Source organism: Arthrobacter sp. P1_C12_2 (genome assembly GCF_056406415.1).
Window position 1 is genome coordinate 68,451 of sequence record NZ_JBFUAF010000009.1, and the last position, 14,833, is coordinate 83,283.

The window sequence follows — 14,833 nt, forward strand, 5'->3', positions numbered from 1 at the left end:
CGCTCCTCAGCCCTCCAGGACAAAGGTCACTTCCAGCACGACGTGCCAGGCAACGACGGCGCCGTCGCTGATTTCAACCTTTTGTTCCTTCACCCACGCCCCGGTGACATTGCGAAGGGTCTTATTGGCCCGGTCGACGCCCTCCTTGATGGCAGCATCAAACGAGGTCTTGGAGTTCGCGCTCAGGGTAGTAATCCGTGCAACAGACATGTCTTCCTCCCAATAGTCGGCTCAACGGTCCGAGACTACGCCGCGCCCCCGAAAGGCAACAGAGTCCAACCGCGACCCACCTGCCGCGGAGGCAAAAACCCGTCAGCCATCCCACCCAAAGCCCCCAACGTGCAGTGCGGGCGCTGAAGCGCAAAGGCGCATCCCGGAAGCGCGGAGGGCGACACTTTGCGTAGTGCCGCATCGCCGACTGAGGAACGAAGGAGGTGTCTAAGGCACGGCAAAGTGTCGCCCGGAGCGCGTGAACGCGCTCCGGAAACGCGAAAGCGCCCGCCCCAGTTCAGGAACGGACGCTTTGCGTGGGCTAAAGACTAGATCGAGTATTCCGGAGCGGCCCAGACCACTACTTCGGGGTGCTCGTAGAACCGGTAGCCCTGGCCGCGCACGGTGCGTACGGTGTTGGCGAGGCGGCCGAGCTTGGAACGCAGGCGACGGATGTGCACGTCGATGGTCCGCTCGTTCGGAACCTCTTCGGCGTTCCGCCACAGGCCTTCGAGGAGCTCGTCGCGGCCCACGGTGCGGGTGCCGTTCTCCACCAGGTAGTTCAGGAGCTCGAATTCCTTGAACGTCAGGTTCAGGGATTCGCCGTCGAGGTGCACCTCACGGCGGGCGAGGTCGATCAGCACGCCGGACGGCCGCGGATCCTGCGGCTGCTGCAGGCGCGCGGCCTCGGTGCGCTGGCGGGCCCCGGCTGTGGGGTCACCGAACGTCGAGCGGACGACGTCGAGAGCGGAACCCGGGGCGCTGGCCGGTGCGACGGCGACGGCGGCATAGCTTTCGGCGCCGGCAACGAGCGACTGCGCGTAGGCCCGGATTTCCTGGGCAAGCTTGGCGATGGACGTGCCGGCCGCAGCTGCGGTTTCCTCATCAATGCCCATGTACAGCACGAAGCCGCGGGCGACGTTGTCGCTGGGCGCCGAACGGACCGGGCTGCCGGCACCCGGGGCGATCACGGGGGTAGGCGCCGTGGCGGGGGCGGGCGGAACGGCACGGAGCTGGCCGTAGGAGTCCGGGTTGTAGCCCTGCGCTGCATATCCGGGGGCGGGGAAGCTGCCGGTGGATCCGGCGGGGGCGAATGCGGAGCGGCCGCCAAAGCCCTGGCGGATCCCGGAGGCCTGGCCGGCCTTGCTGGCGTTACGGACGGAGATGTGGACGTATCCGGATGCAACTGACATGGATTGCTTACCTCAATGTGAATGGCCGTCATCGCGGCTCGAATGCTTCTTTCCCCGCAATGAAATTGGGGAGGGGCGCCCGACTCTGGGCTGGGGGGCGAATGCCTAGAAACTCTTCGGGGTGTAAAAGTTAGGCGTGCATTCGACAACAGCGCATCTCGGTACCAGCGGGTGTGCTGATCCAGGAAGCTGCGGCTGCAGGTGCTGTTGAGTTCTTGTTCACAATTGAAGTGTGCAACGTAACAATGTAAACGTGCAAGTAACAATGGACCCCAAGTTCCACATAGTGAGACAGATCCGGGAAATGTAGCGCAAGTCACAATTCTGCGGCTGCGATAAAATAACAAGTGTTTTACTGACCGGAAGGTCAGGAAGTGCACTTTCCCGAACATTATTCGTACATGCCCGCAAAGTAGCGAAAATCATTCACAGTATGGCAATTGAGGCAAAACCGGGCCTTCCCGCCGCTTCCCGCGAGGCGGTCCACGGAGTGGGCAACCGGCACTGCCGCCGGACAGGCACGGCGGCAGTGCCGGTTGCGGCGGGTCAGTTGGACTGGCCAGTGGCCGTCGCCGCCACGACCACGACGGAGGACGCCGTGTAGCCGAAACCGTCCTTGGCCGCCACGATCCGCACGGTCCCGCCCGCGACGATGTCCGCCACGCTCAGCTGGGTGCCCGTGCCGCCGGCCTGCTGGCGCCGCTGTTGCAAATTGCTCACCACGACGTCGCTGCCCAGCGCATAGCTGCGCGTGAACCCGTCACTGCTCTTGACCGTCACGGACGAAGAGCTGACCTCGCTCACTGTGCCCAGCTGCTCGGCCAGGGTGGCGTACCCGCTTCCTTGCAGCACCACGTATTCGGCATGCAGTGCCGCGGAAAGCCCGCTGCCCATCCCACCGGCTGCGAAGTCGCCGGGGCCGCCCTGTCCCGGCATGCCGCCTCCCGCGAATCCGCCCTGCGCAGAGCCCGGCACGCCCGGGGCGAACCCCTGGCCGCCGGCTGCGCCGCCCGCCGCCCCACCGGCGGCCGTGCCGGCAGCGCCATTGGCTGCCGTTGAACTTGAGGTCAGGGCGTAGACGCCCACGCCGGCGCCGACCGCGAGGACAGCCGCGGCTCCGGCGACGGCGAGCCCGCGCCTGAGCGTCCAGGGCTTGGCGGCAGAGCCCGTCTTGGCGGCGGTTCCCGGCGCGCCCCAGCCCGCGGCGGCCGCAGGCGCCGGAGGCTCCTGCTGGGGCATGCTCCACGCCGGCGCCGATGCCGGAACTTCCGAAACTACGGGTGCGCCCCAGCCCGGGGCAGGGCCCGCTGCCGGCCGGGCGCCGTCGAGATGACCGCCGTCGAGGTGTCCGGCGTCGTACTGCACGGCAGCAGGGGGCGCTGTCACCGGCGCTGGCGCAGCTGTTGCGCCGCTTGTGGGTGTGGGGGCGGGCTCGAGGGCTGGTCCGGAACCGGCTCCGGGATGCTGACCGCTCATGGTGTTTCTCCTTAGGGTGCGGATCGGTGTTGACCCCAGCGTGCTGAGGGATCCTGTGCCTGGGCTGTGCGGGCCGACAGCCGGGCCTGTGACGTTCGGGCAGGACGGGAAAGCCGGATTGAGCGTGGCCGTTGCGGCCCGCGCCGCCCCGGAACGGCATCCAGCTCGCTAGGCTGGGATTCACAGGTGCCGCACAGGGTCCCCAAAGCCCCGCCTAACCGGCAGATCGGAGAGTTGTCCCATGGCCACTTCGCACTCCATGACTAACAACCTTCCCCAGCTCACGCATCCGGACGGCTCGCCCATCCGCGCGCTGGTGGTGGACGACGAGCCCAGCCTCTCCGAGCTCATGAGCATGGGCCTGCGGATGGCCGGCTGGTCCGTGGCCGTGGCCGAAGACGGTCCCGGAGCCGTCCGGCTAGCCAAGGAATTCCGCCCCGACGTGCTGGTGCTGGACGTGATGCTGCCCGGGTTCGACGGCGTCGAGCTGCTGAGCAGGATCCGCGCGTTCGCGCCGGAAGTGCCGGCGCTGTTCCTCACGGCCAAGGACGCCGTCCAGGACCGCATCACCGGACTGGCAGCCGGCGGCGATGACTACGTCACCAAGCCGTTCAGCATGGAAGAGGTGCTGCTGCGCCTGCACCGGCTGGTCCAGCGCTCCGGAGTGGCCGCCATGGACACCGCCGAACTCGTGGTGGGGGACCTTGTGCTCAACGTCGACACCCGCGAAGTCACCAGGGCCGGTGAGGAGCTGCACCTGACCGCCACGCAGTTCGAGCTGCTGCGCTACCTCATGGAAAACCCCAAACGGGTCATCAGCAAGGCCCAGATCCTGGACCGGGTCTGGGACTATGACTTCGGCGGGCAGGCGAACATCGTCGAACTTTACATTTCCTACCTCCGCAAGAAGGTCGACGCCAACCACGCTCCCATGATCCACACGGTGCGCGGAGCCGGCTATGTCCTTAAACCGGCGGACTGATCCGTGCCCACACTTTCCGGCATGACCCGCGTCCCCGGACGCGACTGGCGCAACCCGTCCACGTGGCATTTGCGCACCCGGCTGGTCCTGGTCGCCATGGCACTGCTCGTGGCCATCTGCGGCGCTGTGGGACTGTTCAGCTACGCCTCCATGGACCTGTTCCTCACCCGGCAGCTCGATGACCAGCTCAGCAATGCCTCTCACCGCTCCAGCGAGTTCGGCCGGCCCGTGCCCGGTAACCCGGGCGGCCGCCCCGACCCCCTCGAAGCCCGTGGGCAGGGCGTCGGGACGCTGAACGCCCGTCTGGAAGACGGCGAGGTCGGCAGCGCCGGCTTCCTGGCCGGGGACGCCACCCGCAGGGGCCTCTCCCCCGACGACAACGCCGTCCTGCTGGCGCTCACCCCGAACGGTGCGCCCGTGGACCGGACCCTCTCGGCCGGCGCGTACCGGCTCACGGCCGTGCGGGCACCCTATGGCGACGTGATTGTCACCGGGCTTCCGCTGGCGGAAAAGGAAAGCACCCTGGCCTCGCTGGTGTGGACCATGGTGGTGGTCTCTGCGGGCGGACTCGTGCTGATCGGCCTGGCCGGCACGGCCCTGATCCGGCGGACCATGAAGCCGCTGGAACAGCTCTCCGAGGTGGCCACCAAGGTCTCCCGTCTCCCGCTGGACGCCGGCGAGGTGGCGCTCGGGGTGCGCGTCCCGGCGTCGGCGGCCCATCGCGGAACTGAGGTGGGCAGCGTGGGCTACGCGCTGAACCAGATGCTGGACAACGTCTCGAACGCCCTCGAGGCGCGGCAGGAGAGCGAGATGAAGGTGCGGCAGTTCGTCGCCGACGCCTCGCACGAACTCCGCACCCCGCTCACGGCCATCCGCGGCTACACGGAGCTGATGCGGATGACCGAGCACTTCACCCCCGACGGCGAGAAATCCCTCGCCCGCGTGCAAAGCCAGTCCGAGCGGATGACCACCCTCGTGGAGGACCTGCTGCTGCTGGCCCGCCTGGACGAGGGACAGCCGCTCAAGATCTCCGACGTCGATCTCACCCAGTTGGCCATCGAGACGGTGAGCGATGAGAAGGTCATGGCCCCGGACCGCGTCTGGCAGTTGGAGCTTCCGGACGAACCCGTGGTGGTGCGCGGTGATGCGACCCAGCTTCACCAGGTCCTGGCCAACCTCCTGTCCAATGCACGCAAGCACACGGATCCCGGGACCAAGGTGGTCACCGGCGTCATGCGGTCGGCTGATGGCAGCGCCGTGGTCACCGTGACGGACAACGGCAGCGGCATCGCTCCGGAATTCATCGGCCGGGTCTTCGCCCGCTTCGCCCGGGCCGACGCCGCGCGCACCAACCCCGCCGCTATCCCGGCAAACTCAGCCGTAGCGACGGCGGGAGCCCGGTTCGGGGCCGGCGCACGCTCGGCTTCCGGCGCCGCTTCCGGGAGCCGCGGAGGTCAGGGCACGGCGACTGCCGCGCCGACTTCCGAGGGCACCAGCGGGTTGGGCCTGTCCATTGTCCAGTCGATCGTGGAGGCCCACGGAGGAACCGTCGAGGTCACGTCCCGGCCGGGCCGCACGGAGTTCGCCGTGCGGCTGCCCGCGGCGCCGCCGGCGGCGTAACCAGCCACAGAACGCCGGGCCGGCCGTGCCGGTAAATCCAGCGCAAGCCGACACCCCGGCGCTGTGACTCCTGTTACCAAAATGTGACTTATGTGGCTGGGTCCTGTAGCGTCTTTAGCGTGCGCCGCCATTGGTGCCGCATATCCGGACGGACGCCAAACTCTGCCGCTTCCCGGATTCCGCTGGACCAGGCAGAGGCGGGGGACCCAGAGTTCCCGGGCATTCTGCATTCATGCGCCCTCGGGGTGAAGCCGACACGTGATTTTCCGTGCGGCCGGATGACCTCATCCGAACCCGACAGCTAACTCCGCCGGCGTTGAGAGGCCACCATGACTGATTTCCAGGTACAAACGCGCCCTGACGGCGATTCCCATTCCCGTTCCACCAAGTCGCGCCACCGCGCCGAACCAGCCACGCAGGCCTCCGCCCTGTCCCGGCTGGGCACCGGGCTCGGCATCACCGGCCGCCGTGCCGCCGTCGTCACCGCCGCGTGCGCGCTGCTGCTGGGTGGCGGCGCCGCCAGCCAGGCGGCAGAGCCGGGCCCCCACACGGCGAACGTTGCGAGCCAGAGGGCCACAATTGCCGACCCGCTGGCCAAGCTCAACTTCGAGCGGGTCCAGGTGGCTGGGCTGACCGCTACGCTGGAAAAGAACGTGGCTCCCCAGATCTCGGAGGTTAAGTCAGTCGAAGCGCTGATCCACACCCCCGCTGCTCCCATCCCGGCAGCCGCCCCCGCACCTGCTCCCGCGGCAGCACCTGCTCCTGCTCCGGCTCCCGCGGCAGCCCCCGCTCCCGCAGCGGCACCGGCTCCTGCCCCGGCTCCCGAGGCAGCCCCCGCTCCCGCAGCGGCACCGGTTGCCGTCGACGATCCCGCCGGGGCCCAGGCTTACGCCGCGTCCCAGCTGGGCAGCTATGGCTGGGCACCCGGCCAGATGCAGTGCCTGCACAAGCTGTGGACCAAGGAATCTGACTGGAAGACCACCGCCACGAACGCGAGCAGCGGCGCCTACGGCGTGGTCCAGTCCCTGCCCGCCACGAAGATGGCGAGCGCCGGCGCCGACTACATGACCAACTACCGGACCCAGATCAACTGGGGCCTGAACTACGTCAAGTCGCGCTACGGTTCCCCCTGCGGCGCCCTGAACTTCCACTACGCACACAACTGGTACTAAACCGGCACTAACCGGCCCAAAAGAAAGCCCCGGATCCGCACGGATCCGGGGCTTTCTGTGTGTGACTGTTAGCCGAGAATGGCGGCAGTGTTCACCGGACGTTGCGCGTCAGTCTGGGCCGCACATCAGTGACCTCGTCCTCTGCAGGGAGTGCCGTGTAGACGGAATTCCCTGACGAGATCTGCCGTTTGACCTGCTCAAGCTCATCTTTGAGGAGGTCAACGGTGGCACGGTATTTTTCGAAGTCCGCCGTTCGGCGCCTGGCCACGGCGAAACTGATGCCGGCGGCGAGAATGGCAAGCGGGAAGGACACCAGCAGGGCCCAGCCGGACGCGGCAAGGAAGTCCAGCGCTACGGGAAGTGCCTGCTTGAATGCCAGGAACTCGTTCACCCCACCGACCACTCCGTTCAGAGCGGAGTCCAGGGGGCCCAGAAACTGCCCCACGACAGGCGTCCCGGAAAACGACGGAGCGCTCAGCGGCGGTTCTCCCCCCGCAGACCAGCGCGAATCACCGAAATGGTTCAGGACGTAGATCCCGGCACCCGCGTTGAGGGCTGCGAAGAGCAGGACGGAACCAAGCGCAGTCCAATAGAGCCTGCGCGGACGCCAGACGCCGGCCACAAGCGCGAAGACGGTGGCCGCAACCCAAGAAAAGATGCGGAGTTCGTCGCGGCCCATGCCGCCCAGTAGATCCAAGGAATTCCCCGCCCCTTACAGTTGGAATCAATGCTTGTTCCGGTCCCAAGCGAGCCTATCCCAGCCGCCCCCGGGCATGCCGCGGCAGTTACTGGCCCACACCCTTTGTGCGTAGCCAGGCCCGGCCCACACGGCCGCCCCGACTTCCACAGCCCCCGCACAGCTTGACCCTAAAGCCCTCATATGGGCCGCCGGGAAAGTTGAGCCATGACATTCACAGACCAGGCCACAGGAACCCTGCCCCGCTCCGCGGCGACGCCGGCCGGCCCGGCGGCACCCCCCGCCCAGTCAGAACTTGCACCCTCGGGGCTCGCGCTGGCCGAGGCGCCCGTCCCGGGCCCGTTCGCCGGGGCGCTGACCGGCCCCGGCGGCCGGCGCACAGCCATTGATACGCGCGCCAGCACGCCCCTGCTGGACGTCACCATCCCGGTCTTCAACGAGGAACGGGACCTCGAAGCCTGCCTTCGCCGGCTCCACGCGTACCTGCTCGGCGCCTTCCCGCATTCCTTCCGGATCACCGTGGCGGACAACGCCAGCACCGATGGAACGCTCAAGGCCGCGGAACGGGTAGCCCGCGAGCTGCGCGAAGTGAAAGTGGTCCACATGGCCGAAAAGGGCCGCGGAAACGCGCTTCGCAAGGTGTGGCTGGCCTCGCCGTCGCCGGTCCTGGCGTACATGGACGTGGATCTTTCCACTGATCTGGCGGCCCTCGGGCCGCTCCTCGCCCCGCTCATTTCGGGGCATTCAGATCTGGCGATCGGGACGCGGCTGACCCGCAATTCGCGCGTCGTCCGCGGACCCAAGCGGGAATTCATCTCGCGCAGCTACAACTTCCTGCTGCAGGCCCTCATGGGCGCCCACTTCAGTGACGCGCAGTGCGGTTTCAAGGCGATCCGGGCGGACGTGGCCCGGCAGCTGCTCCCCCACACGCTGGACAACGCCTGGTTCTTCGACACCGAGCTGCTGGTCCTGGCAGAAAAGTGCGGCCTGCGTGTCCACGAAGTCCCGGTGGACTGGACCGACGACCCGGATTCCAGCGTGGACATCGTCCAGACGGCCCTCGCGGACTTGCGCGGCATGGCACGGTTGAGCCGGGACCTGGTCTCGGGCCGGATCCCGGTTCCCGACCTGCGCGCCGCCCTGGCCCGCGGACCGCTGCCGGCCGCCTCGCGGGCCCAGGAACAAAGCCCGGGCGGAAGCCTCTTCGGACAGCTCGTCCGCTTCGGCAGCATCGGGGTGGCCTCCACCCTGGCCTACCTGGCGATTTTCCTGCTCTGCCGCGGGTTCATGGACCCACAGCTGGCAAATTTCCTCGCGTTGCTCACCACCGCCGTGGCCAACACCGCGGCCAACCGGCGCTTCACGTTCGGCATTCAGGGCAGCAGCCAGGCGGCACGCCACCACTTCGAGGGCCTGCTGGTCTTCGGCATCGGACTGGCCCTGACCTCGGGCGCGCTCGCCCTCGTTCACGCCGCGTCGGGAGCGGCACCGGACCGCTGGCTTGAACTGCTCACGGTCACCGCCGCCAACCTGGCCGCCACAGCCGTGAAGTTCCTGCTTTTCCGGCTGGTGGTATTCCGGCACCGGCCCACGCAGGCCCTTCCGGCGCCCGGCGCCCCCGGTCCTTCCCTCCCCCGCACAGAAAAGGCCAAGTAAATGACGGCAACCATCAGCCCCACCGCCGGAGCCCCGGCCGGCAGCCCCCCAGCCGCCCAGGACACGCCCGGCCCGGTTCCCGGGGACGCCGAAACGGCGCCCCATCGGCCCGCAGCCCAGGCGACGGCAGCCCAGGGCCGCCGGGGCCGGCTGCTGTTCGGACCGCAGCCCCGCTGGGTGCGGCCCTCGGCGGCGCTGCTCCTGGCGGTTACCGCGGCGTTGTATTTGTGGAACCTGGAGGCCACCGGCTACGCCAACTCCTTCTACGCGGCGGCGATCCAGGCCGGGACCAAGGACTGGACCGCGCTGCTTTTCGGCTCCCTCGACGCCGGTAATGCCATCACGGTGGACAAACCGCCGGCCGCCCTCTGGATCCCGGCCCTCGCGGGACGGATCTTTGGCTTCTCGGCCCTGAGCATGCTCATTCCCCAGGCGCTCATGGGAGTTGCCGCCGTCGGGCTCCTCTACCTGACCGTCAAGCGGGTGTCCGGACCGGCCGCGGGCCTGCTCGCCGGCGGCGCCCTGGCGCTGACCCCGGTGGCCGCCCTCATGTTCCGGTTCAACAACCCGGACGCGATGCTCACCCTGTGCCTGGTGCTGGCGGCCTACCTCACCACCCGCGCCATCGAGAAGGCCGGCTGGAAGTGGCTCGCCGCGGCCGGCGCGGTGATCGGCCTGGCCTTCCTGACCAAGATGCTGCAGGGCTTCCTGATCGTGCCCGGGCTGGCCCTGGCCTACCTGTGGGCGGCCCCCACCACGCTCGGGCGCCGGGTCCTGCACCTGCTGGCGGCCGCCGCCGGGATCGCGGCAGTGGCGGGAAGCTACCTGGCGCTCTTCCAGCTGACCCCGGCCTCGGCCCGGCCGTACATGGCAGGCTCGGAGACCAACAGCTTCCTGGAACTCACGTTCGGCTACAACGGCCTGGGCCGGATCACCGGATCCGGCGGGGGCATGCCGGGCGGAGCGGGAGGGAACGCGGGCGGCCCGGGCGGCAACGGCAACGTCGGCTTCGGCGGCACGGCCGGGATCACCCGGATGTTCGGGACCAGTTTCGGCGGCGAGGTGTCCTGGCTGCTGCCGGCGGCCCTGATCCTGCTGGCCGCCGGGCTGTGGTTCACCCGGCGCGAGGCCCGGACCTCAAAAACCCGTGCGGCGCTCCTGCTGTGGGGCGGCTGGCTGGTCATCACGGCCGGAATCTTCAGCTTCATGAGCGGCACCGTGCACCCGTACTATGCCGTGGCGCTGGCCCCCGCGATCGCGGCGCTGGCCGGCATCGGCTCCCTGGAACTGTGGCGGGGCCGGGCCTACTGGCCCGCCCGGGTTGTCCTGGCCGTGACGGTGCTGGCTACTTCGGTCTGGTCCGCCGTGCTCCTGGGCCGGGATCCGGCCTGGCTTCCCGGGCTCCGGGTCATCATCGTGGTCCTGGGTGTGCTCGCCGCCGCGGCTTTGGTCCTGCGGGCGGACAGCATCGCGGGGCTTCCGGCGCGGTTCCGCAAGGCCGCCACGGCCGGCGTCGTGATCCTCTGCCTGCTCGCCGGCGGGCTCGGGAGCACCGCCTGGACGCTGGCGACCGTCGCACAGCCGCATTCCGGTTCGATCCCCACCTCCGGGCCCACCGCGTCCGCGATGGGCGGCGGCTTCGGGGCAGCAGGCAGGGCCGGCAGTGACGGTATGGGCGGCGGTCCCGGCGGGGAAACGTCCTCGGCGGAGCTGACCGCGCTGCTGAAGTCCTCCGGCGCCAAGTGGTCCGCGATTGTCTCCGGCGCCACCCAGGCCGCGAGCCTGGAACTCGCCACCGGCACCAGCGTGATCGCACTCGGCGGCTGGAACGGCGGCGACCCCTACCCTACGCTCGCACAGTTCCAGGCGATCGTGGACCGCGGCGAGATCGGCTACTTCATTTCCGGCGGCATGGGCGGCATGGGCGGCATGGGCGGGGGCCGCGGGGGCAACTCCGAGGTCGCCACCTGGGTCGCGGCCAACTACCAAGCCCAGACCGTGGGCAACGCCACCGTCTACAAGTTGGCAGCGTAGGCCGCCATGACTGACACCCTGCGCCCCCGCCCCGGCACAGCGCCGGCGGCGCCGGTCCGCACGCCGGGCTCGCAGCAGCCGCAGGTCCCGGAACGCCGTCGGGGTCTGGAGCCCCCGGGCGCCGCCGGCACGCGCGCCGTCCCCGGCACCCGGCCGGTGCGGCAGCGGCTGGAACTGGCGGCCCTGCTGCTGGCCACGGCCGTGCTGTACCTGTGGAACCTCGGCGCCTCCGGCTGGGCGAACGCGTTCTACTCCGCGGCGGCCCAGGCCGGGTCGCAGGATTGGGCGGCCTGGTTCTTTGGCTCGTCCGACGCCGCCAACGCCATCACCGTGGACAAGCCACCGGCGTCGCTGTGGGTGATGGGGCTGTCGGTGCGGATCTTCGGGCTGAGCTCCTGGAGCGTCCTGGTGCCGCAGGCGCTCATGGGGATCGGCACGGTCTGGCTGGTCTATCTGGCCGTCCGCCGGGCCGCGGCCCCCGCCACGGCCGACGCCGGCCTGGCCCACCGCGCGGGGCTCCTCGCCGGCGCGGTCATGGCGCTGACACCGGCGGCCGTGCTGATGTTCCGGTTCAACAACCCGGACGCCCTGCTGGTGCTTTTGATGACCGCGGCCGCCTACGCCGTGGTGCGCTCCATCCAGGATGCGCGCCTGCGCTGGCTGCTGTTCGCCGGGGTGCTCCTGGGCTTCGGGTTCCTCACCAAGCAGCTGCAGGTCCTGCTGGTTGTCCCCGGCTTCGTCCTGGCCTACCTGCTCGCGGCGCCGGCCGCGGCGGGCAGGCGCATCCCTCACCTGCTTGCCGCGGGCGCGGCGATGGCCGTCGCGGCCGGGTGGTGGCTGGCCGCCGTCGAACTCATTCCCGCGGCGGACCGCCCGTACATCGGCGGTTCGCTGAACAACTCCATCCTGGAGCTGACCCTGGGCTACAACGGCCTGGGCCGGCTGAACGGGGATGAAACCGGGAGTGTGGGCGGCAGCAACGGCTGGGGCACACCCGGGCTGTTCCGGCTCTTCAACAGCGAGTTCGGCGGCCAGATCGCCTGGCTGCTGCCCTCTGTGCTGCTGCTCGGCGCGGGGCTGCTCTGGCTGGGCCGCCGCGCGCCGCGCACCGACCCGGTACGGGCCTCAGTGATCATCTGGGGCTCCTGGGTTGCCGTCACCGGGCTGACGTTCAGCTTCATGGCCGGGATCATCCACCCGTACTACATGGTTGCGCTGGCGCCCGGGATCGCCGGGCTCGCGGGGCTCGGCAGTGTCCTGCTCTGGCAGCGGCGGAATCAGCCCGTGGCGGCCGCCGTCCTCGCCGTGGCGATCGTGGCGGCCGGGGCCATGGCCGCCGAACTCCTCGTCCGCACCGCGGCGTACTTGCCGTGGCTGCGCTGGGTGGCGCTCCTGGGCTCGCTCGCCGCCGCCGGCCTTGTGCTGGCCGCCGCGACCCCCGGGGCCAAGGGGGTCGCGGGGGTAAAGGGAACGGGGATGCTGGCGTCCAGAATCATGACGCGGACGACGGCGGCGCTCGCCGTAGCCGCCGCCCTCGCCGGACCGCTGGCCTACTCGCTGTCCACCGCGTCCACGGCCCACAGCGGCTCGATTGTCAGCGCCGGGCCGGCCCTGTCCGGACGGGGCGGGGCCGGGCTGCCGCCGTCCCTCGGCAGCGCGGCTGGAGGCGGCTTCGGCGGTGGCGCTGCGGCGAACGGCAACGGCACTGGCACTGGCACTGGCACTGGCACTGGCACTGGCACCGTCACTGGCGGCGCTGGCCGCGGGCAAGGGGCGGGCGGAATGGGCGGCCTGCTCGGGGCCAGCACGCCGCCGGCGGCGCTCGTGACCGCGCTGCAGACGGACGCCGGCTCCTACACGTGGGCTGCCGCGATCGTCGGGTCCAACAACGCCGCCGGCTACCAGCTGGCGACGCAGCTTCCGGTGATGGCCGTGGGCGGGTTCAACGGCACGGACCCCGCCCCGACCCTGGCACAGTTCCAGCAGTACGTGGCTGACGGCAAGATCCACTACTTCATCGCCGGCCGCCTGATGCAGGGCGAAAGCGGTGCCAACGACGCCGCGCAGATTGCCGCCTGGGTGCAGGACAATTTCACCGCCCGGACCGTGGGCGGGGCCAGCGTGTACCTGCTGGCCAGGTAGGCGGGCGGCCCTGGCCGGCGGGCGGCGCCCGGGCCGTGGCCGGCGTCGTCGGCGTCTAGAACGTGAAGGACAGGGTGCGCAGGCCCGCGCCGGTGACGTGCGTGGCCACCGACACCCCGGAGTAGTCGGGAATGTGCAGCACACCGTCCGGCACGTCGCCGGCGTTGGGCCCTACCGCCACGGTCCGGATGCCGGCGGCGACTCCCGCGGCGATGCCCGCAGGGGCGTCCTCGAACACCAAGGCATCGGCCGGGGCGACACCCAGAAGGGACGCCGCGCGGAGGTATCCCTCAGGGTGGGGCTTGCCTTGGCTGACGTCCTCGGACATGACCGAGACGGCCGGGACGCGGATCCCCGCAGCTGCCATCCGGACCTCGGCCAGGTCCCGTGAAGCGCTCGTCACCAGCGCCACGGCATCCGGCGGCAGGCTCGCCAGCAGCTCCAACGCACCCGGCACCGGGACAATCCCGCGGGTCTCGGCCAGCTCCATCCGGCCGAGCTCGGCCGCGAGGGCCTGGACGTCGGCACCGGCCGGGGCAAACCTGCGGACCGTGTCCATGGCCTGGACCCCATGGGAGGAGCGCAGGATCTCGCCGATGTCCAGGCCGTAGCGCCCTGCAAACGTGGTCCATACCTGTTCCACGATGCTGGTGGAATCCACCAGGGTGCCGTCCATGTCGAACAGGACGGCGCGGGCGGTCAGGGTGGTAGTACTGGAACGGGCTGAAAGGGTCATGCCTCCATCCTGCCGCATGGCCCGGGGACGGGGGTGACACGGCTGGGGATGCGCTTCGTTTCCGCTGTGGCACTGGTCGGGGCCACCATGGTCCGCCGGGTGATGGCCGAGAGGGTCCAGCTGTGGCCGTCGGACTGGCGGCTTGCGAGAAAAGCCCGCAAGCTGGGTAGGGGGTAATGAGGGGTGCGAACGCATTCCCGCCGCACAGGAAGGCCTCGCAATTCCCAGACCAAAACGGCAGCTGAATCCGTTGATCCTCAGGTACCTTAAGGGCCAGTGACTCCGCCCCTGCAGAGGCCAGAGGCCTCGGCAGACTCAAACCGGTCGAGCCGGCAGCACGGCGGGAGGGGGTGCCCCTCCTCGGCGCTGATCAGGTCTACGTGATGAAGCACGGGCGGGAGTACCACACTGCCTGGTGCCAGGTCGTGGCCGACAAATGGGGCCACGCCCCCAGGGGCCTGCTCGTGACCCTGTTGGCCGACGTCGGCACGCGGACCCCGTGCCGGGAATGCGGCCGGCCCTTGGACGAAGCCGGAGAGTCCTCTGCCCGGAGCGACCCAGGGCACCCCCTGCCCGCTCCGGCACCCCCGGCCGACGTGGTAATCCCGCTGAGCGTCGTTGGCCTCGCCCATGGAATCCTCTTCCTGGCGGCGGCCCCGGAGTATCGGGAACGCCTTAGGGAGACCGCGGTGGAGCCGGCGACCCCGCTGCTCGTGGGAGGGCGGCGGGACGGGATGGTGGTGCGGATCGAAGCCGCCCGCGACGAACCCCTCCTCGTTATCCAGCTGGACCCCCGCGCCTCGTTCCGGAACGGCCCGTACCAAATGCACCTGCGTCGTCCACTGCTGCGGTCCGCGACCAAACCCTATGCCGTGGAGTCCGTTGAACCGGCGCCGCAAGCATAGGTCTCCGGGA

General features: G+C 69.7%; 12 protein-coding genes and 1 riboswitch. Of the genes, 7 read left to right on the plus strand and 5 right to left on the minus strand.

Annotation, left to right across the window (positions count from 1 at the left end; translation table 11 throughout):
• Nucleotides 1-6 precede the first annotated feature (6 nt).
• The 3 genes from AC1DZQ_RS11545 to AC1DZQ_RS11555 form a co-directional block, all read right to left on the minus strand.
• Complete coding sequence (locus AC1DZQ_RS11545) at nt 7-210, minus strand: dodecin family protein (RefSeq protein ID WP_090582524.1); 204 nt, start codon at nt 208-210, stop codon at nt 7-9.
• Nucleotides 211-539: 329 nt separating this feature from the next.
• Entirely contained in the window at nt 540-1,403 is an 864-nt protein-coding gene (locus tag AC1DZQ_RS11550; protein WP_476963640.1) for a winged helix-turn-helix domain-containing protein, read from the minus strand.
• A 546-nt stretch (nt 1,404-1,949) separates the two neighbouring features.
• Nucleotides 1,950-2,879 carry a hypothetical protein gene (locus tag AC1DZQ_RS11555; RefSeq protein WP_476963641.1) on the minus strand — a complete coding sequence of 310 codons (930 nt, stop codon included), beginning with the start codon at nt 2,877-2,879 and terminating at the stop codon, nt 1,950-1,952.
• 241 nt (nt 2,880-3,120) lie between these two features.
• Here AC1DZQ_RS11555 and AC1DZQ_RS11560 point away from each other — a divergent pair, with 241 nt between their 5' ends.
• From AC1DZQ_RS11560 to AC1DZQ_RS11570, 3 genes are all read left to right on the plus strand, one after another.
• Entirely contained in the window at nt 3,121-3,861 is a 741-nt protein-coding gene (locus tag AC1DZQ_RS11560) for a response regulator transcription factor (protein ID WP_026539210.1), read from the plus strand.
• A 21-nt stretch (nt 3,862-3,882) separates the two neighbouring features.
• Nucleotides 3,883-5,481 (plus strand): HAMP domain-containing sensor histidine kinase, encoded by a 1,599-nt coding sequence (locus AC1DZQ_RS11565; RefSeq protein WP_476963642.1) that lies wholly within the window; start codon nt 3,883-3,885, stop codon nt 5,479-5,481.
• A gap of 170 nt (nt 5,482-5,651) precedes the next feature.
• Nucleotides 5,652-5,811: riboswitch (cyclic di-AMP (ydaO/yuaA leader) on the plus strand.
• Entirely contained in the window at nt 5,811-6,653 is an 843-nt protein-coding gene (locus AC1DZQ_RS11570; protein ID WP_476963643.1) for an aggregation-promoting factor C-terminal-like domain-containing protein, read from the plus strand. Its footprint overlaps the riboswitch before it by 1 nt.
• A gap of 91 nt (nt 6,654-6,744) precedes the next feature.
• Here the strand turns inward: AC1DZQ_RS11570 and AC1DZQ_RS11575 are convergent, their stop codons facing one another.
• The gene (locus AC1DZQ_RS11575) at nt 6,745-7,350 is read right to left on the minus strand and encodes a hypothetical protein (RefSeq protein WP_476963644.1); all 606 of its coding nucleotides are present in this window, start codon (nt 7,348-7,350) and stop codon (nt 6,745-6,747) included.
• 207 nt (nt 7,351-7,557) lie between these two features.
• On the opposite strand from AC1DZQ_RS11575, the gene AC1DZQ_RS11580 reads away from it, so the two are divergent.
• The 3 genes from AC1DZQ_RS11580 to AC1DZQ_RS11590 are packed head-to-tail and all read left to right on the plus strand — an operon-like array spanning nt 7,558 to nt 13,182.
• Entirely contained in the window at nt 7,558-9,006 is a 1,449-nt protein-coding gene (locus tag AC1DZQ_RS11580) for a bifunctional glycosyltransferase family 2/GtrA family protein (RefSeq protein ID WP_476963645.1), read from the plus strand.
• Complete coding sequence (locus tag AC1DZQ_RS11585) at nt 9,007-11,040, plus strand: glycosyltransferase family 39 protein (protein WP_476963646.1); 2,034 nt, start codon at nt 9,007-9,009, stop codon at nt 11,038-11,040.
• Nucleotides 11,041-11,046: 6 nt separating this feature from the next.
• A complete protein-coding gene (locus AC1DZQ_RS11590; RefSeq protein ID WP_476963647.1) occupies nt 11,047-13,182 on the plus strand; it encodes a glycosyltransferase family 39 protein in 2,136 nt (711 codons plus the stop codon).
• 55 nt (nt 13,183-13,237) lie between these two features.
• Here the strand turns inward: AC1DZQ_RS11590 and AC1DZQ_RS11595 are convergent, their stop codons facing one another.
• Nucleotides 13,238-13,918: an HAD-IA family hydrolase gene (locus AC1DZQ_RS11595; protein ID WP_476963648.1), complete on the minus strand. Its 681-nt coding sequence runs from the start codon at nt 13,916-13,918 to the stop codon at nt 13,238-13,240.
• 350 nt (nt 13,919-14,268) lie between these two features.
• On the opposite strand from AC1DZQ_RS11595, the gene AC1DZQ_RS11600 reads away from it, so the two are divergent.
• Entirely contained in the window at nt 14,269-14,823 is a 555-nt protein-coding gene (locus tag AC1DZQ_RS11600) for a hypothetical protein (protein WP_476963649.1), read from the plus strand.
• Nucleotides 14,824-14,833: the final 10 nt, after the last annotated feature.